This window comes from Shewanella sp. UCD-KL12 (genome assembly GCF_001957125.1).
Lineage (GTDB): Bacteria > Pseudomonadota > Gammaproteobacteria > Enterobacterales > Shewanellaceae > Shewanella.
The window spans coordinates 358,806-382,449 of the sequence record NZ_MPHJ01000001.1 but is presented as its reverse complement, the minus strand read 5'-3'; the positions used below and the strand labels follow the sequence as shown (position 1 = coordinate 382,449).

The 23,644-nt window shown below is 42.0% G+C and carries 26 protein-coding genes; 15 read left to right on the top strand and 11 right to left on the bottom strand.

Annotated features, from left to right (window positions below; all coding sequences use genetic code 11):
• Window positions 1-199 precede the first annotated feature (199 nt).
• On the top strand, window positions 200-1,003 hold the full coding sequence (locus BM736_RS01745) for a hypothetical protein (protein WP_076407920.1): 804 nt from the start codon (window positions 200-202) through the stop codon (window positions 1,001-1,003).
• Between the two features lie 175 nt (window positions 1,004-1,178).
• Here BM736_RS01745 and ltaE read toward each other — a convergent pair whose 3' ends face one another.
• Window positions 1,179-2,189 carry a low-specificity L-threonine aldolase gene (ltaE, locus tag BM736_RS01740; protein WP_076407917.1) on the bottom strand — a complete coding sequence of 337 codons (1,011 nt, stop codon included), beginning with the start codon at window positions 2,187-2,189 and terminating at the stop codon, window positions 1,179-1,181.
• Window positions 2,190-2,560: 371 nt separating this feature from the next.
• Between ltaE and BM736_RS01735 the strand changes: the two genes are divergently transcribed.
• The gene (locus BM736_RS01735) at window positions 2,561-3,193 is read left to right on the top strand and encodes a trimeric intracellular cation channel family protein (RefSeq protein WP_076409804.1); all 633 of its coding nucleotides are present in this window, start codon (window positions 2,561-2,563) and stop codon (window positions 3,191-3,193) included.
• A gap of 253 nt (window positions 3,194-3,446) precedes the next feature.
• Here the strand turns inward: BM736_RS01735 and BM736_RS01730 are convergent, their stop codons facing one another.
• The 3 genes from BM736_RS01730 to BM736_RS01720 form a co-directional block, all read right to left on the bottom strand.
• Entirely contained in the window at window positions 3,447-4,271 is an 825-nt protein-coding gene (locus BM736_RS01730; RefSeq protein ID WP_076407915.1) for a mechanosensitive ion channel family protein, read from the bottom strand.
• 162 nt (window positions 4,272-4,433) lie between these two features.
• Window positions 4,434-5,003 carry an OmpA family protein gene (locus BM736_RS01725; protein ID WP_076407913.1) on the bottom strand — a complete coding sequence of 190 codons (570 nt, stop codon included), beginning with the start codon at window positions 5,001-5,003 and terminating at the stop codon, window positions 4,434-4,436.
• Between the two features lie 217 nt (window positions 5,004-5,220).
• On the bottom strand, window positions 5,221-5,640 hold the full coding sequence (locus tag BM736_RS01720) for a PACE efflux transporter (RefSeq protein WP_076407911.1): 420 nt from the start codon (window positions 5,638-5,640) through the stop codon (window positions 5,221-5,223).
• Window positions 5,641-5,722: 82 nt separating this feature from the next.
• Here BM736_RS01720 and BM736_RS01715 point away from each other — a divergent pair, with 82 nt between their 5' ends.
• A complete protein-coding gene (locus tag BM736_RS01715) occupies window positions 5,723-6,613 on the top strand; it encodes a LysR family transcriptional regulator (protein WP_076407909.1) in 891 nt (296 codons plus the stop codon).
• Between the two features lie 30 nt (window positions 6,614-6,643).
• Here the strand turns inward: BM736_RS01715 and BM736_RS01710 are convergent, their stop codons facing one another.
• Window positions 6,644-7,090: a DUF924 family protein gene (locus BM736_RS01710; protein WP_076407907.1), complete on the bottom strand. Its 447-nt coding sequence runs from the start codon at window positions 7,088-7,090 to the stop codon at window positions 6,644-6,646.
• A gap of 184 nt (window positions 7,091-7,274) precedes the next feature.
• A complete protein-coding gene (locus BM736_RS01705) occupies window positions 7,275-7,835 on the bottom strand; it encodes a DUF4136 domain-containing protein (RefSeq protein WP_076407905.1) in 561 nt (186 codons plus the stop codon).
• Between the two features lie 196 nt (window positions 7,836-8,031).
• On the opposite strand from BM736_RS01705, the gene BM736_RS01700 reads away from it, so the two are divergent.
• The 4 genes from BM736_RS01700 to ruvX all read left to right on the top strand — a co-directional run bounded on the left by BM736_RS01700 (window position 8,032) and on the right by ruvX (window position 9,946).
• Window positions 8,032-8,349 carry a hypothetical protein gene (locus tag BM736_RS01700; RefSeq protein ID WP_076407903.1) on the top strand — a complete coding sequence of 106 codons (318 nt, stop codon included), beginning with the start codon at window positions 8,032-8,034 and terminating at the stop codon, window positions 8,347-8,349.
• A gap of 166 nt (window positions 8,350-8,515) precedes the next feature.
• The gene (gene yciH, locus BM736_RS01695; protein ID WP_076407901.1) at window positions 8,516-8,845 is read left to right on the top strand and encodes a stress response translation initiation inhibitor YciH; all 330 of its coding nucleotides are present in this window, start codon (window positions 8,516-8,518) and stop codon (window positions 8,843-8,845) included.
• 59 nt (window positions 8,846-8,904) lie between these two features.
• Complete coding sequence (locus BM736_RS01690) at window positions 8,905-9,465, top strand: YqgE/AlgH family protein (protein ID WP_076407899.1); 561 nt, start codon at window positions 8,905-8,907, stop codon at window positions 9,463-9,465.
• 58 nt (window positions 9,466-9,523) lie between these two features.
• On the top strand, window positions 9,524-9,946 hold the full coding sequence (ruvX, locus tag BM736_RS01685) for a Holliday junction resolvase RuvX (protein ID WP_076407897.1): 423 nt from the start codon (window positions 9,524-9,526) through the stop codon (window positions 9,944-9,946).
• A 72-nt stretch (window positions 9,947-10,018) separates the two neighbouring features.
• Here ruvX and BM736_RS01680 read toward each other — a convergent pair whose 3' ends face one another.
• From BM736_RS01680 to BM736_RS01670, 3 genes are all read right to left on the bottom strand, one after another.
• Window positions 10,019-11,110 (bottom strand): hypothetical protein, encoded by a 1,092-nt coding sequence (locus BM736_RS01680; protein ID WP_076407895.1) that lies wholly within the window; start codon window positions 11,108-11,110, stop codon window positions 10,019-10,021.
• 175 nt (window positions 11,111-11,285) lie between these two features.
• Window positions 11,286-12,398, bottom strand: a complete 1,113-nt coding sequence (locus BM736_RS01675; protein WP_076407893.1) for a PilT/PilU family type 4a pilus ATPase — start codon at window positions 12,396-12,398, stop codon at window positions 11,286-11,288.
• 23 nt (window positions 12,399-12,421) lie between these two features.
• On the bottom strand, window positions 12,422-13,459 hold the full coding sequence (locus tag BM736_RS01670) for a type IV pilus twitching motility protein PilT (RefSeq protein ID WP_076407891.1): 1,038 nt from the start codon (window positions 13,457-13,459) through the stop codon (window positions 12,422-12,424).
• Between the two features lie 35 nt (window positions 13,460-13,494).
• On the opposite strand from BM736_RS01670, the gene BM736_RS01665 reads away from it, so the two are divergent.
• The 8 genes from BM736_RS01665 (at window position 13,495) to BM736_RS01630 (ending at window position 20,688) form a co-directional block, all read left to right on the top strand.
• Window positions 13,495-14,190, top strand: coding sequence for a YggS family pyridoxal phosphate-dependent enzyme (locus tag BM736_RS01665; RefSeq protein WP_076407889.1), 696 nt, complete (start codon window positions 13,495-13,497; stop codon window positions 14,188-14,190).
• A 117-nt stretch (window positions 14,191-14,307) separates the two neighbouring features.
• The gene (gene proC, locus BM736_RS01660; protein WP_076407887.1) at window positions 14,308-15,126 is read left to right on the top strand and encodes a pyrroline-5-carboxylate reductase; all 819 of its coding nucleotides are present in this window, start codon (window positions 14,308-14,310) and stop codon (window positions 15,124-15,126) included.
• Between the two features lie 155 nt (window positions 15,127-15,281).
• Complete coding sequence (locus BM736_RS01655) at window positions 15,282-15,830, top strand: YggT family protein (RefSeq protein WP_076407885.1); 549 nt, start codon at window positions 15,282-15,284, stop codon at window positions 15,828-15,830.
• Between the two features lie 3 nt (window positions 15,831-15,833).
• Window positions 15,834-16,139, top strand: a complete 306-nt coding sequence (yggU, locus tag BM736_RS01650) for a DUF167 family protein YggU (protein WP_076407883.1) — start codon at window positions 15,834-15,836, stop codon at window positions 16,137-16,139.
• A 157-nt stretch (window positions 16,140-16,296) separates the two neighbouring features.
• A complete protein-coding gene (locus BM736_RS01645) occupies window positions 16,297-16,731 on the top strand; it encodes a DUF4426 domain-containing protein (RefSeq protein ID WP_076407881.1) in 435 nt (144 codons plus the stop codon).
• A gap of 187 nt (window positions 16,732-16,918) precedes the next feature.
• Window positions 16,919-17,521, top strand: a complete 603-nt coding sequence (rdgB, locus tag BM736_RS01640) for an RdgB/HAM1 family non-canonical purine NTP pyrophosphatase (RefSeq protein ID WP_076407879.1) — start codon at window positions 16,919-16,921, stop codon at window positions 17,519-17,521.
• Window positions 17,521-18,657, top strand: coding sequence for a radical SAM family heme chaperone HemW (gene hemW, locus BM736_RS01635; protein ID WP_076407877.1), 1,137 nt, complete (start codon window positions 17,521-17,523; stop codon window positions 18,655-18,657). The genes rdgB and hemW overlap by 1 nt, the downstream gene beginning before the upstream one ends.
• A 186-nt stretch (window positions 18,658-18,843) precedes the next feature.
• A complete protein-coding gene (locus tag BM736_RS01630) occupies window positions 18,844-20,688 on the top strand; it encodes a DUF885 family protein (RefSeq protein WP_076407875.1) in 1,845 nt (614 codons plus the stop codon).
• Between the two features lie 561 nt (window positions 20,689-21,249).
• Here BM736_RS01630 and BM736_RS01625 read toward each other — a convergent pair.
• Window positions 21,250-22,191 carry a LysR family transcriptional regulator gene (locus BM736_RS01625; RefSeq protein WP_076407873.1) on the bottom strand — a complete coding sequence of 314 codons (942 nt, stop codon included), beginning with the start codon at window positions 22,189-22,191 and terminating at the stop codon, window positions 21,250-21,252.
• A gap of 359 nt (window positions 22,192-22,550) precedes the next feature.
• Window positions 22,551-23,384 carry a YggN family protein gene (locus BM736_RS01620; protein WP_076407871.1) on the bottom strand — a complete coding sequence of 278 codons (834 nt, stop codon included), beginning with the start codon at window positions 23,382-23,384 and terminating at the stop codon, window positions 22,551-22,553.
• Window positions 23,385-23,644: the final 260 nt, after the last annotated feature.

The following is a 23,644-nucleotide window of genomic DNA, read 5'->3' as shown; positions in this document are numbered from 1 at the left end:
CTTATTACAGGTTCTTTTATAAGTGCTTTTACATACACTTAAATCAGTACTTGAATAGGTTCTTGTCTCAGCTTTTGCTTAAGCTCTTATATTAGTTCTTATGTAAGTTCTTATGTAAATTCTTTCATCTGGCCGTCTAGCCTAACTAAGGCGGCCAAACTTTTTTGATTCAAGTATTGATTCAAGCACTGGAGTTTTTATGAAGTATTCTTTGCTTAGCGCCGCCTTAATCATCTGTTTTGTACAAACCGTATCGGCTCACTCAACTTCTGCTCAACCAGCACCTGCTTATGCAAGTTCTGAGCAAGAGCCTCAAAGCAGTCATTTACCTGCGAACCTTGAGTCAGCATGTAATCATGTACAGCCAGACCAACTCAATGCAGTTTATGAGGTATCGCAAACCAATGGGCCACAGCAAGCTAAACATCAGCTACAGCTCATCCGATACCAAGATTCTGTTGTCTACAAAAGTTCACCGCAAAGCTTCGAAGCCTGGAACAGAAATGGTGAATACGTTCGATACTTCCCAATGGATAAACGCTCGGTAAGTTACCGCCCAGGCGATCTGCTCTCTCTCAATATCAATTATGACCTTGAGCAGATATTTCATCTTGTTTCACCTCATGTTCAGTCAAAGCTCAATCAAACTGGTAGTGTCCAGCATAAATGTATGACACTACAAACCTTCAGCGGAGATGAAAAGAGACAGAAGATCGACTTAGAGTGGGCTACATCGCTTAATTTACCGTTTAAACTGACCATAGGTGAAAACGAGCACAAGCTAACATATCAACTTATTGAGATAAGCCCTGTCTCATCAGCTGACTTTACGAACTTGATCTCTGGTTACCAAGATATCGACTTTGCCGATGTGGGCGACAGCGAATCTGACCCATTTATCGCTAAGATGATCACCCAAGGTTTTATTCAACATGGTAGTTCAGGGTTTTATACCAGTGATGGCCGACAAATAAGCGGTGGTCATGGCGGGCATGCGCACTAATGAAGCGCTAAAACTCACCTTTCAGTTTTTTGGCCGCCTACTTCTTCGCTGTCCAAAAATACGCTGAGTCGATCACTTTCTTATGCTGATTGGTATAAGTTTATCGCTAGAAATATTCATCACATAAAAAAGTCTGCATAAGCAGACTTTTTTATGGATAAAGCGAACACAAAGATTATCTCAATAGGCTTTTCAACTTCGAGATAAATACATCGATGTCTTCTCGACTAATATCTGCATGGGTGACCAAGCGTAACGTGCTTCCAGGGCTGATAAGCATTCCCGAAGACTTAAGCTCTGCTGCAATACGTCTTATATCTACACCTTGCTCAACTTTAGCAAACACCATATTGGTCTGTACTAACGCAAAATCGACCTCGAATTCATCAAAGGCTTTTAACTGAGAGGCCAGATAGCTGGCATTATCATGATCATCAGATAAACGTTCAACCTGCTCAGTAATGGCTAACTCGGCCGCTGCAGCCAAAATCCCAGCCTGACGCATACCGCCACCAAGCACTTTACGCCAACGCCTTGCTTTAGTAAGCAAACGCTCATCACCTAAGAGCAAGGAACCGACTGGAGCACAAAGGCCTTTTGATAAACAGATAGACACTGAATCGAAATATTGGGTGATATCACTGATGGCAATATTTTGTGCAACGGCCGCATTCGCAACCCGGGCGCCATCAAGGTGAATTTTCAACTTATTATCAAAGGCTAAAGTTTGGGCCTGTGCAAGATATGCTTGAGGTATTACCTGACCACCTATGGTGTTCTCCAAGCTCAGTAGTTTTGTATGAGCAAAGTGGACATCGTCAGGCTTGATTGCAGCTTTGATATCGCTCAGTAAAATAGTGCCATCAGCTTGATTAGCAAGCGGCTGAGGCTGAATACTGCCAAGAACGGCCGCGCCCCCGCCCTCAAATTTATAGTTATGCGCTTGTTGGCCACAAATATACTCATCACCACGTTCACAATGCGCCATCAAGGCAAGTAAGTTTGCCTGAGTACCGGAAGAGGTAAAAATCGCAGCATCGAACCCATACATCTCAGCTGCCATATCTTCTAAACGGTTAACTGTTGGATCATCACCATAAACATCATCACCCACCTCGGCCGATGCAATTGCCTTGCGCATAGCATCAGTCGGCTTGGTTACTGTATCACTTCGAAAATCGATCATCTGAGCCCCTGCTTATGATTACAAGCCACAAATATTACTCTTAGAATATGGCTAGTACCAGCGTTTCCTCATCTCATAAAGCTGATTTATGCATATTAAATTTAAGTCATAAAGCACGAACTTTGGCCAAGCGTTAACTATGATTACATTCAAACTCACCGCAAACACACCAACAAACATCAATAAATCCACCTGTAAAATTAACAGGCCAAGAATAACAAAAAATCAACACACACAAAATCAACCAGTTAACCAATAAGAGCACCATTAAATCATTAGATTTAATAATGAATAAAAACAAATTTTATCATTGTGCAATTTATAATTTATCAGGCAAAATCTCTGTCCTTTTATTTGTCGGCGTGCGTAAGATGCAGGAAGTTCAATTTATCAGTTTACTCTGGCTCATAGGTATCATTGCCGAAGCAATGACTGGAGCACTTTCAGCAGGGAAAAAGCAGATGGATCTGTTTGGCGTTGTGATTATCGGTTGTGCCACAGCGATTGGCGGCGGCACCTTGCGCGATATGATGCTAGGTAATTACCCACTAATTTGGGTTGAAAATGTTCACTACCTGTTAGCCATCGCATTTGCCTCACTGCTTACCGTAGTTATTGCTCCCGTTATGCGCTACTTATCTAAGCTATTCTTAGCCATTGATGCACTAGGTTTAGCCGTATTTTCTATTGTTGGCGCGCAAAAAACCTTGCTGTTAGGGTTTAGCCCAGTTGTTGCAATAGTCATGGGAGTCATCACAGGCGTTTTTGGCGGTGTGATACGTGATATTTTGTGTAATCAGGTACCGCTCGTTTTCAAGAAAGAGCTCTATGCCTTGGTCGCCCTACTCACAGCTGCAATTTATGTTGGCTTAAAATCCTACGGGATCAGCGAATGGGTTAACTTGGCTATCTGCTTACCATTTGGCTTTGGCTTGCGAATGCTAGCCATAAAATATCATTGGGGTATGCCAAAGTTTGATTATCAATATGGTGAAGTACATTAAAACCAGAGAGGGACTAGACTCTAGTTCCTTAGGGGTTGTAGCCTAGATGTTCCGTTCCAGCCACAACGAAGATTCTAAAGCCATCCCTGGTAAATCTTCATAAGTGTTCCAGACACAAAAAAGGTCGGCAATGCCGACCTTTTTTTGTACTAAGTGCTGCTATCTTATCTCAATCAACACGGCTTCTAATCATCTCACTCAGAGCGCTAGCGACGAGTAAAACTTTCAATGATTGCTGATTAAGACGTTAGCCTTAAGCTGCTGGTGTCTCTTTCAGATGAAGATCCATCTGTGGATATGGAATTCCGATATTAGCTTCATCCAGTGCCACTTTGATCTGCTCAAGAATTTCAAAATATGCAGGCCAGTAATCACTGCCTTTAACCCATGGGCGAACCACAAAGTTAACCGAAGAATCTGCTAATTCAGACACTGCAATCGTGTATGCAGGATCTTTTAATACATACTGATTCTTCTCGATGATACGCGTTAGCACCTTCTTCGCTTCTAACAGGTCAGCATCATAAGAAACACCAATAACCAAGTCGACACGGCGAGTTTCCATCGCAGAATAGTTGATAATCGTGCCATCCATCATCGCAGAGTTTGGTGCGACGATAAGCTTATTATCAGGTGTCAGTAGCTTAGTTGAAAAGATAGTGATCTCATTAACGGTACCAGCAATACCCGCAGCCTCGACATAATCACCTACACGGCAGGGGCGGAACATTACCATAAGTACGCCTGACGCGAAATTAGACAGTGACCCTTGCAGTGCTAGGCCTACAGCCAGACCTGCGGCACCAATTACAGCGACAAGTGATGCTGTCTGTACGCCAATCTGTCCAAGGGTTGCCACTATGGTAAATACAAATACCAGTGACCACGCCATATTAGACACAAATGAGACAACAGTAGGATCAACTTTACGCTTAGTCATCAACTTGCTAGATAACTTCTTAGCAAGACCGGCAAAATATTTACCGATAACAAAGATGACAAGTGCAAAAATAATCTTCAATCCATAGGTCACGATAAGCTCTGGCGCTTGCTCGATCAAACCTTCCAAGTTTTCCATTTACTACTCCCTAAAAATTCCCAAAACATATTGGGTTAACAAAATTCAAATCTAGCACCGAAAAAGCAGTCCATATCGCTAGCTAATAGACAGCCATTCTCTTCGCTCTATTTAAACCAAAATATAAACTAAAATATAAACAATATGACTCAATGTAATCGTTTAATTAGGTAAAACAACCTTGAAGTTCACCCGTCGGTTCAAGGCCCTGCCAACCTCTGTGTCATTGAGGCTTACTGGAGTGAGGCTCCCCATACCTTTAATGATAAAGCGCTCAGGAGCAAAACCGTAATCCTCAACAAGGATACGTTTAACACTAGATGCCCTAGACTCTGAAAGACGCTGATTAGCTTCTAAACTACCTACTGAATCAGTGTGACCAATAAGACATAGCTTAACGTCCTCTAGTTGCAAAAACTGCTTAACTTGAGCAAGAACTAACCATTGCGAATAAAGCACTTCAGACTTGGCAAACTCAAAGTTTAAAACAAGTTCACTACTCTCACTGCAAGAGTCTGGATAAATGTCGCCTTCGGTTGTCTTTAAACATACTGATTTAAATAGTCGGTTTTTATCACAACCCGAAGCATCGACAAGCACGCCTAGTGGTGTTTTGGGGCATGCATCCTTAAGATCTGGCACTCCATCTTTATCACTATCATTCCAGCCAAATGTTTCACTGCTAAAAAGCAGGCTTGATAAACATATCAACGTTAACCAGAATATCTTCATCGTTTTAACCTAATCTATATGGACATAAATGTCCTCTAGCTTGTGCCTAAAGCTTATATAGCTCATCAAGTCATTTAGTACAATTGTAAACGATTACCTTCACCGATTGATACAATTTATATTCTTCTGCTTTTTTGACAATATCTCAGCAGCATAAACCTAATCTATATCACTGAAAGCATTTTTACGCTCCACTGACATAAAGGGCATCAGTAAATCACTGTACAGAAGTTACTTGCATATGTTCACACACAAGATCATACACATAGTTAAACGCTATTGCATAGAAGAAGAACAATACAAGAAAAGCCAGTTCTAATAAGAAAGCAGAAAAAAGTGAAATCCCCATAAACCAAGAGATCACTGGCAAAGTCACAATAATAATCCCTCCTTCGAAGCCAACAGCATGACCGATTCTGGTCAAAAGGCTACGCTCACTTCTGTTATTACCAAACTTATGATCAAACCAGATATTGTAAAAGTAATTCCAAATTACGGCGTAAAAGCTCAAGCCAATAGCGACAACTAGTAGGTCAGCAGTTCCCTTTCCAGAGATCATAATAACTAATGGCACTACGATGATTAAGGCAAAAACTTCAAACAAAACACTATGGATAACTCTTTGTGCGGTTGTCATAAGGCGACTCCTCTAAAAACTTGCAGCCATTATCTAGCCAAACTATGATACTTTAAAGTTACCTACCATCACCTTTACTGATATGTTGACACTAGAACAGCTATATTCATTTGTAGAAACCGTTGAGGAAGGCTCCTTCTCAGCAGCGGCAAGAAAGCTTGGAAAAGTACAATCGGCCGTTAGCCAGAATATTATGAACATGGAGATAGACAGCGATAAAACCCTGTTTGATCGCTCTGGCCGCTACCCAAAACTCACACAAGCAGGTATGACATTACTACCTCAAGCAAAAGCCGTGATAGCCCAACATAGAAGACTTAATCAACAACTTGATGCGTTAGATCAGGGGCAAGCACAAAAACTAACCCTCGCACTAGATGAAGGGGTTCCCTACGGGAGATTAACCCATTATTTAAAAGCCTTCACTGAGCAGTTCCCCTTCATTCAACTCGAGATGTTAAATGCCTCTAGCCAAGATATCATCCAACTCGTCAAAGATAAGCGAGCCGACTTAGGACTGGTTTTTAGTGATTTTACCTATCCAGAAAACATCGACTTTGAGTCGATTGGCACCGTCAAGTTTGAACTTCTTATCAGCCCAAAGCATCCATTAGCTACTGCAGAGTCGGCACATGTCGATATGCTTAAGCTGCACCGGCAATTGATCATTGGTGCCAGAGATAGAGCCCCAAGCAACTATAACTTGCAGCACTCACCAGATGTCTGGTATGCCGATAATTACTATGTTTTGTTGGAGTTAGCTAAGTCGGGTTTCGGGTGGGGTTTGCTACCCATACACATTGCTCAGGAGGCAATAAATGAACACCTACTTTGCAAAATCCCAGTAGGATTTGAGCAGTTAGGCTGGACAGCCAATATTGATGTGATTCAACACAGTGGAATTGATAACAGCGCATGCCAGCTACTGAGAAAGCTACTGAGTGACATGATGAGTGCGGCGAATTGTGGTTGATTCACCGCTTTTATCAGGCTATCAGACTAACTAGTTAACGCTGGCCTGCTTGTACCAGTCGTTCCAGGCAGGCCTTTGCATCGACTCAACCTGTGACTGCATGCCTTGGAGCAAACGCAATAGCAGTTGGCGATCTTCTGTCACAGAAGAGTAAAATAATGGATCGTAAAAGCAGCGACGCTGAACGGGATCTAACTGCGTATCGAAGCCTAAAGACACGCCTTCAATACAGAGCTCTTTTGCCTTAGGGTGCAAGAGGTCGACATCATTATCTTCAAGTAAGTGGGCAATAGGGCCCATAAGCAAGATAAGAGACATTCTTCCTGGTGGTGACCGCTTCCAGTCATCTAAATGGCCTGACTTTGCTTGCTCTAGCAACTGGGACCATTGTGATTGAGTTTCTTCACAAAGAGACTTAGCTTCTACCCCTTTGCCTTTATCATACTCATCGAACCACTGCTTTAAAAACTGCTCCACTTTTCTTACCTCAGGTTAAAGGTCTCAACGTCATGAGGCTTGAGAGTATCACCAGCAGTATGCTGAATATGTTGGACTTTAGTCTAGGTAGGGAATAGCTCACAAAAAGCAGAGAGAATTAGATCTGTACAGAGAAAATAAAACGCCCCAGAGGGGCGTATTATTCAAAGCTAAAATGAAGAAATTACTTAGCTTCAGGCTTTGGAGGGTAGTTAACTAACATCGCAGATATTGCTTTGTTTATCACTTCTACACGCTCTTCTGGAGTATTTTTGTCTCGAATGGTATCGGCTACCGAACCACGCCAGATAAGCTTACCTGTTTCACGATTAACCATATCTAAGATTAGGGTACCTACTTCATACTCACGTACTGTAGTCTGGGTATTCATGCTGCCACTATATCCCCATCTAGAGCCGTAATAAGGGTTATAACCATAGTTAGTATTAAATGTATCTACATTAATTTTCTTATCAACCTTAGTGAGATAGTTAACCAAAATATCGGCTTCTGCTGCATCGGTTATCGTGATCCCTTTCGCGGCAAGTTGGCTATCGACTGCTGCGCGAACACGTTGATCCATTAGTCCGTCTAAATGGTAAGTCGTATCCTGAGTTTTCTTAGCGACCCAAGCATAAGTTTTAACATCGTTAAAGTTCGCCGCAGGATCATAGTCTGAACTTGTTTTTAGTGAACTACATGCACTTAACGCCAGTGCAACGACAGCAATTATAACCTTTTTCATTTCGACTCCATCAAATCTGTATCTTGTGAAACTCATTTATAAATTCAGCTTACATAGCAATTTCATGATCTACAACTCAAATTTCTGGTAATTAGCCACAAGTTCAGCTTGACTTAAGGTTAGACCTTAATGATAATGATTATCAGTTAATACGGTATCACAGAATATATCGCTGCCCTCTAGCTTGGAGTTTCATATGCTTTGGTTTATTAGTGCATTTATTATCGCAAGTGCTATCTTTTTATTCGCGCCCAAAGAGGTAACGGAACAAGCTAATAACGACTCAGCGAAAAAGAGTGAGGGTCACATAGGTCTTTTCATCTTGCCTGTTATTGTATTAGCTTGGCTACTATTTACCCTCATTGATGGTGATCAAGGTAACTTCAGTGCTGCTGCTATCGGTTTTGTATTAACCTCCTGCGCCATTGCTCATACTAAGTTTCACAAGTTTATTATCCCTTGCGCGGCAATTACTGTCGTCTCTCTGATCGTTGGGCTGACTCTGACACTCTAGTGGTTCCTCGTCTTGCCAATACCTAAATAAAAAGACAAACGGTTATAAATTCAAGGCTACAATTTTGTAGCCTTGTCTGTTTCTAATCATTTGAAAGTGATAAAGCTCCCACAATTTTTTTCAGTTTGTTAAACTCTACTCATCACAAGTTATAAGCAAATCACTCATGAGAAAAGATTCAAACGTATCCCTTGTCTATAGTACTGATGTTGGCCGAATTGCCCCTGAAGTTGAAACAAAGCAGATCCCTGATGGTGATGGTGTAGTGCGCATCCATAAAGACAGCAAAGGAAGAAAAGGCAAAGGGGTGTCAGTGATTAAAGGCTTAGCCCTAGACGAAAAAGCCTTAAAAGCATTAGCTCAAAAACTCAAAAAACAGTGCGGATGTGGTGGCACAGTAAAAGAGTTTAATATTGAGGTGCAAACAGACAACAGAGAGCAGCTTAAGACCTTGCTTGAGAAACTAAACTACAAGGTAAAATTAGCGGGCGGCTAAGCAAGTAGCGAGTCACTTATTGGTTTCTCCCTTGCGACCTCTCTTTATGGAGCGCTTTAATGGAAAGTTTACAGAATCATTTTTTAATCGCTATGCCATCTCTTAAAGATACCTATTTTGAACGTTCAGTGATCTACCTTTGTGAACATGATGAAAAAGGGGCTATGGGTATCATGATAAATAGACCTGTAGGCATAGAGGTTAACGAGCTACTACAACAGATGGAGCTAGATGAAGAACCCGCTGAAGTAAAAAGCCTAGGTGCTAAAGTGCTTATTGGTGGCCCAGTTAACCCAGAGAGGGGCTTTGTTTTACATACTCCTCAAGAGCATTGGAATAATAGTCAGGCCCTAACAGAAGACCTCATGCTAACGACGTCTAGAGATGTGTTATCAGCGTTAGGCAGTAAAGATGCGCCAGAGCAATTTATTGTTGCTTTAGGCTATGCCGGCTGGAGCCGAGATCAGCTTGAACAGGAGCTAGCAGATAATACCTGGCTATCCATTCCTGCCAGCCAAGAGCTGTTATTCAGTACAAACCACGATGATCGCTGGCAAAAAGCAACGGAATCTTTAGGGTTTGATATATGGCAACTGTCTAACCAATCAGGACATGCCTAGCTTCAATTGTGGGTAAACAAAACACCCAAACAGGACGACAAGCAGGACATACTTACCGATGAGCTCAATTACAGTGTTAGGTTTCGATTACGGTACTAAGAGTATCGGCGTCGCAATTGGTCAGTCACTCACTGGCAGTGCAAACCCTATTGGCTCCATAAAGGCAGTGGATGGGATCCCTAAATGGGAAGAGCTAGGCATGTTAATCGAGGAGTGGCAACCTGATCTCGTGGTTGTTGGCTTACCCCTTAATATGGATGGCACAGAGCAAGAGATAACCCAGAGAGCGAAAAAATTCGCCAACCGCATCAATGGCAGATTTGGTGTAAAAATAGCTACGCAAGATGAGCGTCTTACTACAGCTGATGCAAAAGCTAGGTTGTTCGAGTTTGGCGGTTATAAGGCTTTAACCAAAGGCCAGGTAGACGCTATGTCAGCGGTACTGATCATCGAAAGCTTTTTTGAAAACATGTATGACTAACATGAGTTTTTTAACAAAAAGGCCAGCTTATTTAAGCTGGCCTTTCTTTATCTAAATTTTGTATAACTGGTATTAAAAGTAGAGCCCGATGTTAATGTTAAGACGAGAGCTCCACTCTGTTGGACCTTCTGATATCCCAACTCCTGGCCCATTTATGAACCACATATTATTACCCGCAATCCAATCGACGTAAGAGTAAAACTTACCTGCCGTAATTGCACAACCAGTCACATTCTGAACAGAGTCTTCTAACCCTTCCCCTGAAACGAATACCTGACTGAAGTCATTATAACAATTAAGGTTTGTGATCGGCCCCCAATCAACATCCATACTACGGGATATGTTTAAAGTGAGCGCATCAGCCTCTGCAGCAATTTCAAAAGGATAAGCGAAAGCAGACAATGCGATTCGCTCACTATTTGGCATATCATAATCATAATGCAGATACTGGATCTGCCCTTGCCACTTAGCCCAATCTAGCTGCCAGTGAGCAGAAGCGGCATAACCATTAGTATCTTCACCCTCTGCTGTACCTAAATAATCTAGCTCAGAATATTGCAACGAAGCACCTAACTTATGCTTGATATCACCGTCGCCAAATTTACCTTCAACACGGGCATTGAGTTGTCCCGCTTCTTCATAGGGGGATTCATCTGTCACTGCGACATCGAATGAATATCGGTCATACCTAGCACCATCGCCGTATTCATCATTGAAAAAGTAGGCCAGATCAAAACGCCAATTATCACTGTCATGTTTCCAATGAATACCGGCATCATAATCATCTTCAAAGCCAAGATAATAATTAGCACTAAACCAGAATGAGTGTGCCCCATAGGGAAGCAGACCAAAAGGTACTTGAGTTACACCGACAATGACACTCTGCTGCTCATTGATGTTGTAACCTGCATAAGCATGATGGATAACATCCATATCCTGATACCAGCGATATTGCGCTGAAGCAAAAATATCATCGTGACTATAATTGATGTCAGCGCGAAACAGCTCAAACTCTAACTTGGCGTCATCAGCGTAATCTTTCCAACCATAGTTAATTCGAACAGCGCCACCGATATCCAAATCTTCGGTCACTTTCGCAGCTTGTGCTGTAAATGAAGCACAGATGCATAGACAAACAACACCTAATTGATTTATTGAAGTCATAACTTCCCTATGTCCTTGACATGAAACCCATTCTCAATAGTTTAAGCAGAGAATGATAATTTAGCGAATTCGAGCAGAATAAATAAAAAGGCCAGCGCCCTGTTGCACTGATCTCTTACAAGCTTAGTTAAAAATAACGAGTTAGGTTCAGCCCTCAGACTGATCACCTAGTGCGTTAATCAAGATCTAGTGTTACTCCCTCCATAAACCCAGAGCCTGTTTGCTCAGAGTTCTGCAGCTTGATCATCAATCTTAAATCATTCGGTGAATCAGCATGATGCAAGGCATCTGCATAACTAATATCACCTGACACATACAGCTTAAGCAGCGCCTGATCGAAAGTCTGCATCCCCTGCTCATTCGACTTAGACATGGTCTCTTTAAGCGTGTGCAGCTCATTTTTAGCAATCAAGCTACTTATGCGAGGCGTATTAATTAGAATCTCAATCGCCGCACGTCGACCCTTACCATCAACAGTAGGCACCAGCTGCTGAGCAACAATCCCTCTTAAGTTTAGTGAGAGATCAAACAATAACTGCTGATGCTTACTCTCTGGGACTAAGTTCATAATCCGATCTAACGCTTGGTTAGCATTATTGGCGTGTAAGGTTGCCATACAAAGGTGACCGGTTTCAGCAAAGGCTAAGGCGAACTCCATCGTTTCCTGAGTTCGGATCTCACCAATCAAAATGACATCAGGAGCTTGACGCAGCGAGCTTTTCAACGCCGCATCGAAAGACTCAGTATCAATGCCAACCTCACGCTGAGTAATAATACTCTTACGATGATCGTGCACAAACTCAACCGGATCCTCAATCGTCAAAATATGACCACGAGAGTTTGCATTTCGATAGCCCACCAGCGAGGCCAGTGACGTCGACTTACCAGTACCCGTCCCTCCAACCATGATGATCAAGCCACGTTTACTCATCACCAGATCTTTCAAAATAGGTGGGAGCTTCAAGTCATCAGCATCGGGAATTGTGGTTTCAATTCGGCGCATCACACAGCCAGAAGCTTCTCGCTGCCAAAATGCGCTGACACGAAAACGTCCAAGTTCATTCAGTGCAAAAGCAAAATTACACTCACGTGACTCATGGAACTCTTTCTTTTGCTCATCTGTCATCAAAGATTCAACAAAATCTAATGACTGAGCTGGAGAGAATGATGTCTCGCTTAATGGCCTTAGCTCACCATCAATTTTGGCACTAGGCGGAAAGCCTGCGGTAATAAATAGATCCGATGCCTTACGATCTACCATGGTTTTTAAAAAAGGACGAACATCCATAATAAAGCCTTAGCGATTAATCATTAAAATTGAGTCTGCTTATTAGCACTCTTGTGCTGTGCATCTTCACGACTGATCTGACCGCGATTAACCAAGTTTTGTAAACATTGATCTAACGTCTGCATACCATGCGACATACCTGTCTGTATTGCTGAATACATCTGCGCCACTTTATCCTCACGAATAAGGTTTCTGATGGCTGGGGTACCCATCATAATCTCATGAGCTGCCACACGCCCTCCACCCACCTTCTTAATCAAGGTTTGCGAAATCACTGCTTGAAGGGATTCTGATAACATGGTTCTCACCATGCCCTTCTCTCCCTCAGGGAATACATCGACCACACGGTCAATCGTTTTTGCCGCAGAGGTAGTGTGTAGGGTTCCGAAAACCAAGTGACCCGTTTCAGCCGCCGTCATTGCTAAGCGAATGGTCTCTAAGTCACGCATCTCACCAACGAGAATAACATCGGGATCTTCACGTAATGCACTTCTTAGTGCAGCATTAAAGCTATGGGTATGACGATGGACTTCTCGCTGGTTAATCAAACACTGTTTAGTCTGATGAACAAATTCTATTGGATCCTCAATGGTGAGGATATGCTCATGGCGACTATCATTAATATAGTCAATCATGGCGGCCAAAGTGGTACTTTTACCTGAACCTGTAGGTCCGGTAACTAATACTAACCCACGTGGGAAACTTGAGATTTTCTTAAAGATCTCTGGCGCCCCTAACTGCTCAAGGCTCAATATATCACTGGGAATGGTACGAAATACCGCAGCGGCACCTCGCGCCTGATTGTAGGCATTGACACGAAAACGAGCGAGATTAGGCACCTCAAAGGAGAAATCTATCTCTAAATGTTCTTCAAAATCTTTGCGTTGTTTATCATTCATGATGTCATAGACGAGTCCATGCACCCCTTGATGATCTAACGCAGGTAAATTAATCTTTCTGACTTCACCATCAACACGTATCATAGGCGAAACGCCCGCTGAAAGGTGTAGATCTGACGCATTGTGCTTTACACTAAAGGCAAGTAACTCTGTGATTTCCATAGTATGGGATATCCATTCAACCAAAAACTTACATCATGACAACAATAGCAGACAGACTCGCTAACGCCCAGCTTCGAATTGCACAAGCGGCGCAAATTTCTTCACGAAATGCCGATGAAATTCAATTACTCGCCGTTAGCAAAACAAAACCAAATACTGATATTCTGGCCGCCTATGCTGCGGGGCAAAGAAGGTTTGGTGAAAACTATGTACAAGAGGGTGAATCTAAGGCAAAAGCCCTACAAGACTCTTGCCCTGACATCGAGTGGCACTTTATTGGACCTCTGCAATCAAATAAGACCAAGGTCATTGCCGCACATTTCGATTGGATGCATACCGTATCTAGAGAAAAAATAGCCTCAAGGTTAAACGAGCAGCGCCCACCAGAGTTGCCAGCACTTAACATCTGTATTCAGATAAATATTAGTGGTGAGCAAAGTAAGTCAGGGACTACGCCAGATGAGCTCCTATCACTTGCAGAGAAGATAGCGCTAATGCCTAAATTAACCCTTAGAGGGCTAATGGCAATTCCGACTGCAACATCAGATAAGCAGCTACAAAGAGATGAGTTTCAACAGCTACATCACTTGTATCAAGAGCTCAAGCGGCTTTATCCACAGGTCGATACGCTATCTATGGGGATGAGTAATGATTTAGAACAAGCTATCGAACAAGGCTCAACCATGGTGAGAATTGGTAGTGCTATTTTCGGTGAAAGGGAAAAGCGCTAGAAAGGCCTTGTTTTACACCATCTGTGCCCAGATATTAGTGATATAGTTTACGGCAATTTTTTGTCTCCAGAAGTAATGGCCTCATTAAGTTAGAGGCGCAAGTATAAGAGAAGTATCATGGCTGAAAAAAAAATATGCTTTATTGGCGCGGGCAATATGACCCGTAGTATTATCACTGGATTGGTGAGTCATGGTTACCCTGCCGACTTGATCCTCGCCACCAACCCTAGTGCACCTAAGCTCGAAGCGCTGAAAAGTTCACTCAATATCAAGACCTCCCATGATAACTTGGTAGCTGCTAAAGACGCCGACGTTATCGTACTCAGTGTCAAGCCACACTTTATGCAGCAAGTCTGTGAACAGTTATCCACTTTAGATCTTTCTGATAAGCTTATTATCACGATTGCTGCAGGGATCCCTGCCAAACGCTATGGCGATTACTTTGGACAAGAGATTAAACTTATTCGTACTATGCCTAATACGCCAACCCAAATTGGCGTTGGTATGACAGGCCTCTTTGCAGGAGAAGAGATCTCAACTGAGCACAAAGCAATTGCTGAGCAGTTGATGCTAAGTGGTGGTGAAATAGTCTGGGTTGAAAAGGAATCTGAACTGGATCAGGTTATCGCTTTATCTGGTAGCTCACCTGCCTACTTCTTCCTATTTATGGAAGCTATGATAGAAAATGCTAAATCATCAGGTATGGATGAGACAAAAGCGAGGGAGCTGGTTCAACAAGCTGCTTTAGGCGCAGCACAGATGGTTAAGCAAAACCCTGAGCTGAGCCCCGCACAACTTAGAGAAAACGTCACCTCAAAGGGAGGCACTACGGCGCAAGCGGTAGCTGCGCTTGAATCTGGTAACATCAGAGGCATAGTAAAACAGGCCATGGATGACTGTGTCACTCGTGCTCAAGAGATGGCGAAACAGTATTAATTGCTCAAAATATATTGAACAAAACTGTATATTGAGAACACTATATTAAGAGCACTGTATTAAGAGCACTGTATTAAGAGCACTACATTAAGAGCACTACATTAAGAACGCTAAGCAAGTAAGATTTTCGATTTAATTTTAAATAGAGAACCCCAATGAATGCACTCAGTTTTTTAGTTAGCACCGTTTTTGACCTGTACCTTATGGTTGTCATTTTGCGTATTTGGCTTCAGTTGGCTAAAGCCGATTTTTATAATCCATTTAGCCAGTTTATCGTCAAAGCAACGCAACCTATTGTGGCGCCACTACGCCGTATAATCCCCTCTTTAGGTGGTTTGGATACCGCATCGGTATTACTTGCACTCGTTGTGGTTATGGCCAAGTTTGTATTGTTGAGCTTAATTGCTGGCGCCGCTATTAACGTTATGACGATATTGCTGATAGCTGTTGTATCGGTATTAAAACAAGCCGGAGTGCTACTATTCTGGATGTTGATTATACGTGCAATCCTCAGCTGGGTTAGCCAAGGTCATAACCCTATTGAGATGGTGATGGGCCAACTGACAGAACCTCTTCTATCACCTATTCGTCGTATGCTTCCATCTATGGGAGGTTTAGACCTTTCACTATTGGTGATGATGATTATCCTTAATTTTGTCAATATCTTGCTATCCCAATACGTACCTTTTTGGGCGAACGTTTAACCTATGCTTTTACCGGTATCTGAGCAGCAGGGTAACCTGCTGCTACGCCTTTATATTCAACCTAAAGCAAGTAGAGATCAGATAGTTGGTATTCATGGCAACGAGCTTAAGGTTGCCATTACTGCACCACCCGTCGATGGTAAGGCTAATGCACATCTGGTTAAGTACCTTTCGAAAGCATTTAAGGTACCCAAAGGGGATATCAAAATACTCAAGGGGGAGCTTGGTAGACATAAGCAGATCCAAGTCTTATCACCCAGAGTTATACCAGAACCGGTCAAGTTGATTCTAAATGGCACAACAAATTAGTCCCATCTAGACGCTAGCTCTTACTAAACCTTTACCTTATAAATTTGTAAGATTATAAATAGTTCGAAGCGAGTCATAGCCTAAAGCTCTATACTCAATATATGATTATTATCAGTAAGTGAATACATTCATTCACTTTCATCACAGGAGCAGCGCCATGTTTAGAGCAATCATATCTGTCCTTATTCTTACCTTTGCCTTTATAGGTAATGTGTCAGCAGAGCAGAAACAGAAAGTAGGTAATTTCGATATTCACTACATGGCTCTGAGCAGCACATTCTTAACTCCTAGCATAGCCAAGTCTTATGGGATTAAGCGCAGTAGTTATACTGGAATTATTAATATTGCGGTATTAGATACCAGTCAAAATGGTAACCCGCCTGTAGCCGTTGAGATATCAGGCATTGCAAACAACCTTCTCGATGCCCGCATTAACTTACAATTTAGAGAGATAAGAGAGGGAGAAGCTATCTATTACATCGCAGAAGTGCCTTATAGAGACGATCAAGAGATTAATTTTCAGGTCGCGATTAAACATGATAACCAGCTCAACACTCAACTCAAGTTTAAGCAAAAATTCTACGTAGAGTGATGGCATCACTTTGATAAAGCCTATGTAAAATAAAGTCTGGGAATGAGCTCAATCGTGATAAAAACGATTTGCAAAAAATCTTTTGTGACTCATTCCCTTTCTCAGTTCCAATCTCTGCTACCGTTTCCCCTCAAGCTTAGTTACTATTGCGCCCAATTATCACTTCTCACATCGAAAAAGGTATCAAATGGATAAGTTTGTACTCGCCAGTGGCAATAAAGGAAAGTTAAAAGAGTTCTCTGAGCTATTTTCAGCTTATGGTGTAGAGGTCCTTCCTCAAAGTCAGTTCGATGTTGTTGAAGTACCAGAGACGGGAACAACCTTTGTAGAAAATGCCATCATCAAAGCGCGTCATGCCGCAGAAGTGACTGGACTTGCAGCGATTGCTGATGACTCAGGTCTTGAGGTCGATATTCTAAAAGGCGCTCCTGGGATATATTCAGCCCGTTACGCAGGTGAAAATGCGGACGAGAAAGGTAATTACCTTAAGCTATTAGAGGCATTGAAAACTCATCACGAGGGAAGAACAGCTCGATTCCAGTGTGTTTTGGTCTATATGCGCCACGCAAACGATCCCACTCCCATCATAGCTCAAGCATCATGGGAAGGTCATATAGCATTGAGTGCAACGGGTGTGAATGGCCACGGCTACGATCCTGTTTTCATCCCTAATGAGCACAACTGCTCAGCGGCAGAAATTGACAGTGAAGAGAAGAACCGCTTAAGCCATAGAGGCAAAGCGATGGAGATATTGACAGCTGCAATGAAACAACAGGGTATGATTATTTAATGTTAACCTTACCTCCGCTAAGCTTATATATTCATATCCCTTGGTGTGTGCAGAAATGCCCTTACTGTGACTTTAACTCCCACGGGCAAAACGGTGAGTTACCTCAACAGGAATATGTCGACGCCTTGATTCAAGATCTAGAGCAAGACCTTCATTATGTTCAAGGGCGTCAACTGCATACTATTTTCATTGGCGGCGGTACTCCCTCTCTGTTTGAAGCGGCTCAAATTAAGCGCCTACTTTCTAGTATCAATGAAAGGATTCCTTTCAGTGAACAAATAGAGATCACTATGGAGGCTAACCCTGGCACATTAGAGCATGATGATTTTGAGGCATACTGCCAAGCGGGTATTACACGCCTTTCGATTGGGGTGCAAAGCTTCTCAACGGATAAGCTTAATCTGTTAGGGCGTATACATGATAAATGTGAAGCTAAGGTTGCCGCAGAAAAAGCACTAAGCTCAGGCTATCAGAGTTTTAATTTAGACCTGATGCACGGTTTACCAAACCAAAGCTTCGAGGAAGCGATGGCTGATATAGAAACAGCAGCACGTTTATCTCCTCCCCACTTATCTTGGTATCAGTTGACCATAGAGCAAAACACGCTATTTCACTCTAAGCCTCCGCAGCTTCCCGATGATGAAGCTCTTTGGCATATTTATGAGCAAGGCCAGCAAAAACTAGCTGCTTTAGGTTATGAGCAATATGAGATCTCTGCCTACGCAAAACCTGGCTACCAGTGCCAACATAATATCAACTACTGGCAGTTTGGCGACTATCTTGGAATAGGCTGTGGCGCACATGGTAAGATCACTTTACTTGCTCAGGATCAGATCCTAAGAACAGTAAAAATTAAGCACCCTAAGGGCTATTTAGCCGCAGATAAGTTTACTTTTGACACCACTGAAGTTTCGAAAGATGAACGTCCTTTAGAGTATCTTATGAATCGGTTTAGGCTAATGTCTGCTATTCCTAAAATTGAGTTTGAGCAGAGAACCGGCTTACCTCACCAAGTGATAACTGATGGTATTGAAGCCGCCAAAGATAAAAAACTCTTGTGCGAAACTAAGACTCATTGGGAGCTTACGGCAAAAGGAAAGATGTTCGTCAACGAGCTCTTGTCGCAATTTTGCTAAGACTAGGACAATCTCTGTTCTGTTAGCTAGCTCATAGAAATTATCTATACTCACTGTTTTTACGGGCTAAATACTGGTTCTTAGCCCGTTTAGACACATCTGCTAACACTTAGATCAAAACATTAACGATTAGCTTTATTAGGATGAGCAGTACTTTAATAAAATCCATAACAATAAGACTAATTCATGCCTATAAAAACAAAAAGCAGTTTGCTGGCCATCACCTTGGCTAGCCTTATCCATAGCAGCGCTATAGCAGCTCCAACTCAATTACCACTTCTTAGCCCTAGCGAGCCTGCAGTATATAAATCTGAAAGTGAATCAAAGAAGGCCAACGCCTTATTTGAATCGATCTTTATGGAAAATGTGATGGCAAGTCCCATCTCACAAACTCATTTAGGGATAAAGACCGACTACGGTAAGTGGGACGAACGTGGCGAAGATGCCGACGCCCGAGACTTAGCACGAACAAAAAAACATTTAGCCCAGTTAAATCAGCTTGATGAAACTCAACTTGATAGCCAAACAAGCCTTAGTTACACCTTACTAAAACAAAAGCTTGAGCAAAGTATTGCCGATTATCAATGGCGCTACCACAGCTACCCTGTTAACCAGATGTATGGCGGCCACTCTCTTGTTGCTTCATTCCTAATTAACCAACATCAGATCACTGATATTGCCGATGCTAAAGCCTATATTAGCAGGCTTAATGGTGTGCCTAAATATTTACAACAGTTGCAGGATGCATTAGAAATTCGCGCCGAAAAAGGCATAATTGCGCCAAAATTTGTCTTCCCTCATGTACTCTCTGACAGTAAGAACATAATTACAGGGCAACCCTTTAACAGTGGTGAAGATAGTGCTTTATGGGCAGACTTTAAACGTAAGGTTACGGCTTTATCAATCGATGAAAGTGATGAAAAACAGCTTCTAGCTGAAGCTAAGCAAGCTTTAAAATTAAATGTAGAGCCAGCTTACACTCAGCTAATCGGCTATATAACAAAGCTTGAAACAAAAGCAGATACACGCGATGGCGCCTGGAAGTTCCCACAAGGTGAAGCCTACTACAACAACGCTCTTGCCCGCACAACGACAACAGAGATGACAGCGGATCAAATTCATCAACTTGGTTTAACTGAAGTTGCTCGAATCCATGGCGAAATGCGTGAAATAATGCATAAAGTTGGCTTTAAAGGCGATCTGCAAGCTTTCTTCAAGTTTATGCGTGAAGATAAACAGTTCTACTACCCTGCCACTGATGAAGGACGAGAAGCATACCTCAATGAGGCAATAGCACTGATTGATAATATGTCTTCGAGACTAGACGAAGTTTTTAACGTCAAGCCGCAGGCACCAATGATAGTTAAACGTGTAGAAGCATTTCGTGAAAAATCAGCTGGTAAGGCCTTCTATAATCAACCATCACCAGATGGAACCAGACCAGGTACTTATTACGCCAACCTCTATGATATGGAAGCTATGCCTAAGTACCAGATGGAAGCGTTAGCTTACCATGAAGGTACTCCTGGACATCATATGCAAATAGCCATAGCTCAAGAGCTTGAAGGTCTTCCTAAGTTCCGTAAATTTGGCGGTTATACTGCCTACATTGAGGGCTGGGGCTTGTACAGTGAGTACTTCCCAAAAGAGATGGGACTCTATGCCGATCCATACTCTGATTTTGGTCGATTAGCTATGGAGCTATGGCGTTCTTGTCGCCTAGTTGTAGATACAGGAATGCACGCTAAGAAGTGGACTAGAGAAGAGTCGATTAATTACTATGTTGAAAATACCCCTAATGCCAAATCAGACGCTGTAAAAATGGTAGAGCGTCACGTAGTTATGCCTTCACAAGCAACGGCTTACAAGGTAGGCATGTTGAAGATTTTAGCCCTGAGAGAGAAAGCGAAAACTACTTTAGGCGAAAAATTCGACATACGAGAGTTTCATACTTTGGTACTCAAAAATGGTCCTCTTCCACTAGACATACTCGAAGATAAAGTGGATATATGGGTATCTGAGAAAAGTTAGTCACGATACTTATAAAGCTTAACCCAATAAAAAAGCCACATTATGTGGCTTTTTTATTAATCTCTATTCTGCAATTCAAACTTCCACTTATGTTAGTGAATAATTTAACTGTAGGGTGCAGAGAGATGAATCTCTTCCTAAGAAAAATACCCCAGAAAAACTGGGGTAAACCAAACTAGGATGATGGTTTGAAGGCTGACATTGTTTTAGTTCTTAAAGCTCTGCCAGCATCGATTCGGAACTGCAGTAACGCTAATCTGTATACATTTAATAAGAGGGGTCATTCTTAGTAAATATATAGGGTTCAGATTATCCCGTATCAACTGTCATCAATTGTATTGATTTACGAACAAACCGCAAGAAAAATAAGACTTGAGCATTAGATATCAATGAATTAACCCCACAAGAACTCCGACCAGACAAATAAGGTAACCAACTGATAAAAAAGAAAAAGGCCAGGATAACAAGGTTACCCTGGCCTATAATCCTAAATAGAAAACAATGTTTCCTAAATACTTAGTAAACTTATTCATAAATTGAATAAGTTATTTAATCAGGATATTACTTACGTTTAGCATATAGCTCTGAATATGGTGCATCCCAATAAGGTGGAGAACCGATATGACCTTTAATAAAATCAATAAAGGCACTAACCTTAGGTGCTAAGTGCTTTCTTCTTGGATATACCGCCTGTAGCGGTAGGTGGTTGGTCAGTTGCCAGTCTTGAAGTAAAGGAACCAAAGTGCCCTTCTCTATTTCGTCTTCAAGTAGGTAACTAGCAAGGTACACAACGCCTAGGCCGCTTACAGCTGCTGATTTCAATGCTGGCGCATTATCGACTCTAAAATTACCAGAAACGCCTATCTCACAATAATCATCAGCCTGCTTAAACTGCCACACGCTATGCTCGTGCCACTCACCTTGATAAACAAGGCAGTTGTGATCAACTAGCTGTTCAGGGCGTTCTGGCTGGCCATGCTTATCAATATACTCAGGGGACGCGGCAAGTAAAAACTGACACTTCATTAATGGCCTAGCAACCATACCCAAAGGTAACTGCTCAGACATGGTGAGCAAAAGATCTAAACCTTCACTGACAACATCAACTTTATGGTCGAGTAAACTAACTTGTAGCTCCAACTCAGGATGAGTAGCCATAAATTCAGGCAGTGCCGGAATAATATGCATAGTACCAAATGATTGTGATATGCCCACTTTCAGGACACCTCTGGTTGCATCATTAAGGTTATGTACACTCGCTACAGCCTGATCTGCATCTCTTAAAAGCTCTTCACCTTGAGCATATAAGAGTTGACCCGCCTCAGTTAAACTTAGGCTTCGAGTCGTACGCTGAATGAGCTGAACACCTAATTTATGTTCAAGATCGGCAACTTGAGTACTCACTTTTGATTTCGATATCCCCAACTTTCTTGCTGCTGCGCTAAAGCTGCCAGCTCTAGCAACATGAGTAAAAATTGCGATAGGTTCCAATAGTTCTAACATGTAAATCGCCTTAAGGTGTTTACGACACTAATAATACTTGCACTTTTAATAAGACAACTAGTGAATGAATAAACTGAAAACAGCTATTAAAACAGTTACCTACTAAATTTGAAGTACACTAAAGTAGAGTCAGATATCTGAACCACTCTAACAAATGAGGGTCAGTTGTTATTATTTTTTATAAGTATACCAAAGATTTGCGCTTTAATTCTAATACCTGATTGATTATGTTTATGCCTGCATGAGAAACATGCTGAAACAAGAAAACCCCTGTATTCAATTAGATCACAGGGGCGTTGCAAATTTGGAGGGAGCAACTGAGGGTCTAAGGTTCAATATGCCTACATAAGCGGTATCAGTTATTCAAGTAACTCCACTTTAGGAGAGTCTATAAGCGGGTAGTTTTCTAGCTCAGGTACCACGGTTCTTAACTTTTGCTCAAGCGCTATTAGCTGCTGAAAATCATCACACATTTTGTCAGCTCTCAGTTCAAGTTCCTGAGCTTGGCTTTCCATCTGTAACTCAATATCTTGCCCAACATTTTCCATTTTTTGTCCAAAGGCTTCCATTTTCTGTTCAAATGAATCGCCGTCACCAGACATCATCTCACTGCCTAAATTGATCATCATGCTGCCAATTGAGTTTTTAACCAGCTGTTCAACTTCTTGCTCAAACTCTTCACCAAAGGTTTCCTCTAATGACGATTGAGTAGAGCCTAAGTAGAATTTATCACCATTTTGGTAAGCAACCTGCTCAACTCTTTTCTCTAATCCGTCCATCATCTCATCGAGCTTGGCACCAGCAGCATCACCTAGTAGCGGAGTTAACGCCATGCTTGCAGCTGTTGACGCAATACCTACAGCATCATGTACTAAAGTTATCACCTCCGGCACCTGCTTAGAGACTTCGTCTGAATATTGAGTCACTAGCTTTTGCTGTGTAGCATCAAGTGAAACTTGCTCTCCTTGAACATACAGCTTCCCCATCTCTATTCGGTACACTTCCTTTCCAGCATCACTCACTGCTAATACTTTAGGCTCAACCGATATATCATAGTTAAGCGCTACTTCGCACTGACTGTTATCGCTTGAATATGAAGTCGACGAATGCTCTTGGTGAGCAGATACACTTGTCACGGTTCCTGTTGCAAGTAACAGTGCGCTAATCCCTATTGAAGTCGCTAATTTTCTCATCAAATATATCCTTAATTGAGGTGTTCTCATGGTTACCGTTAAGCCAGTAAAGAACCGCTTCACAAACGTTTTTGATAACCTTCATGAAATAGATAAAGCACAAGCCATGCCAAACATGGTAACAAGCTGAAAAATAAAGAGTTAATTAATTATAGATCTACAAGTAGAATAGAAGAAGAATAGAAGAGTAGTGAATCGAACCACTAGTTGGTCAATTCACTAATAGAAAAGAGCTCAATAGAAACGCGAAGCTGCTAAGC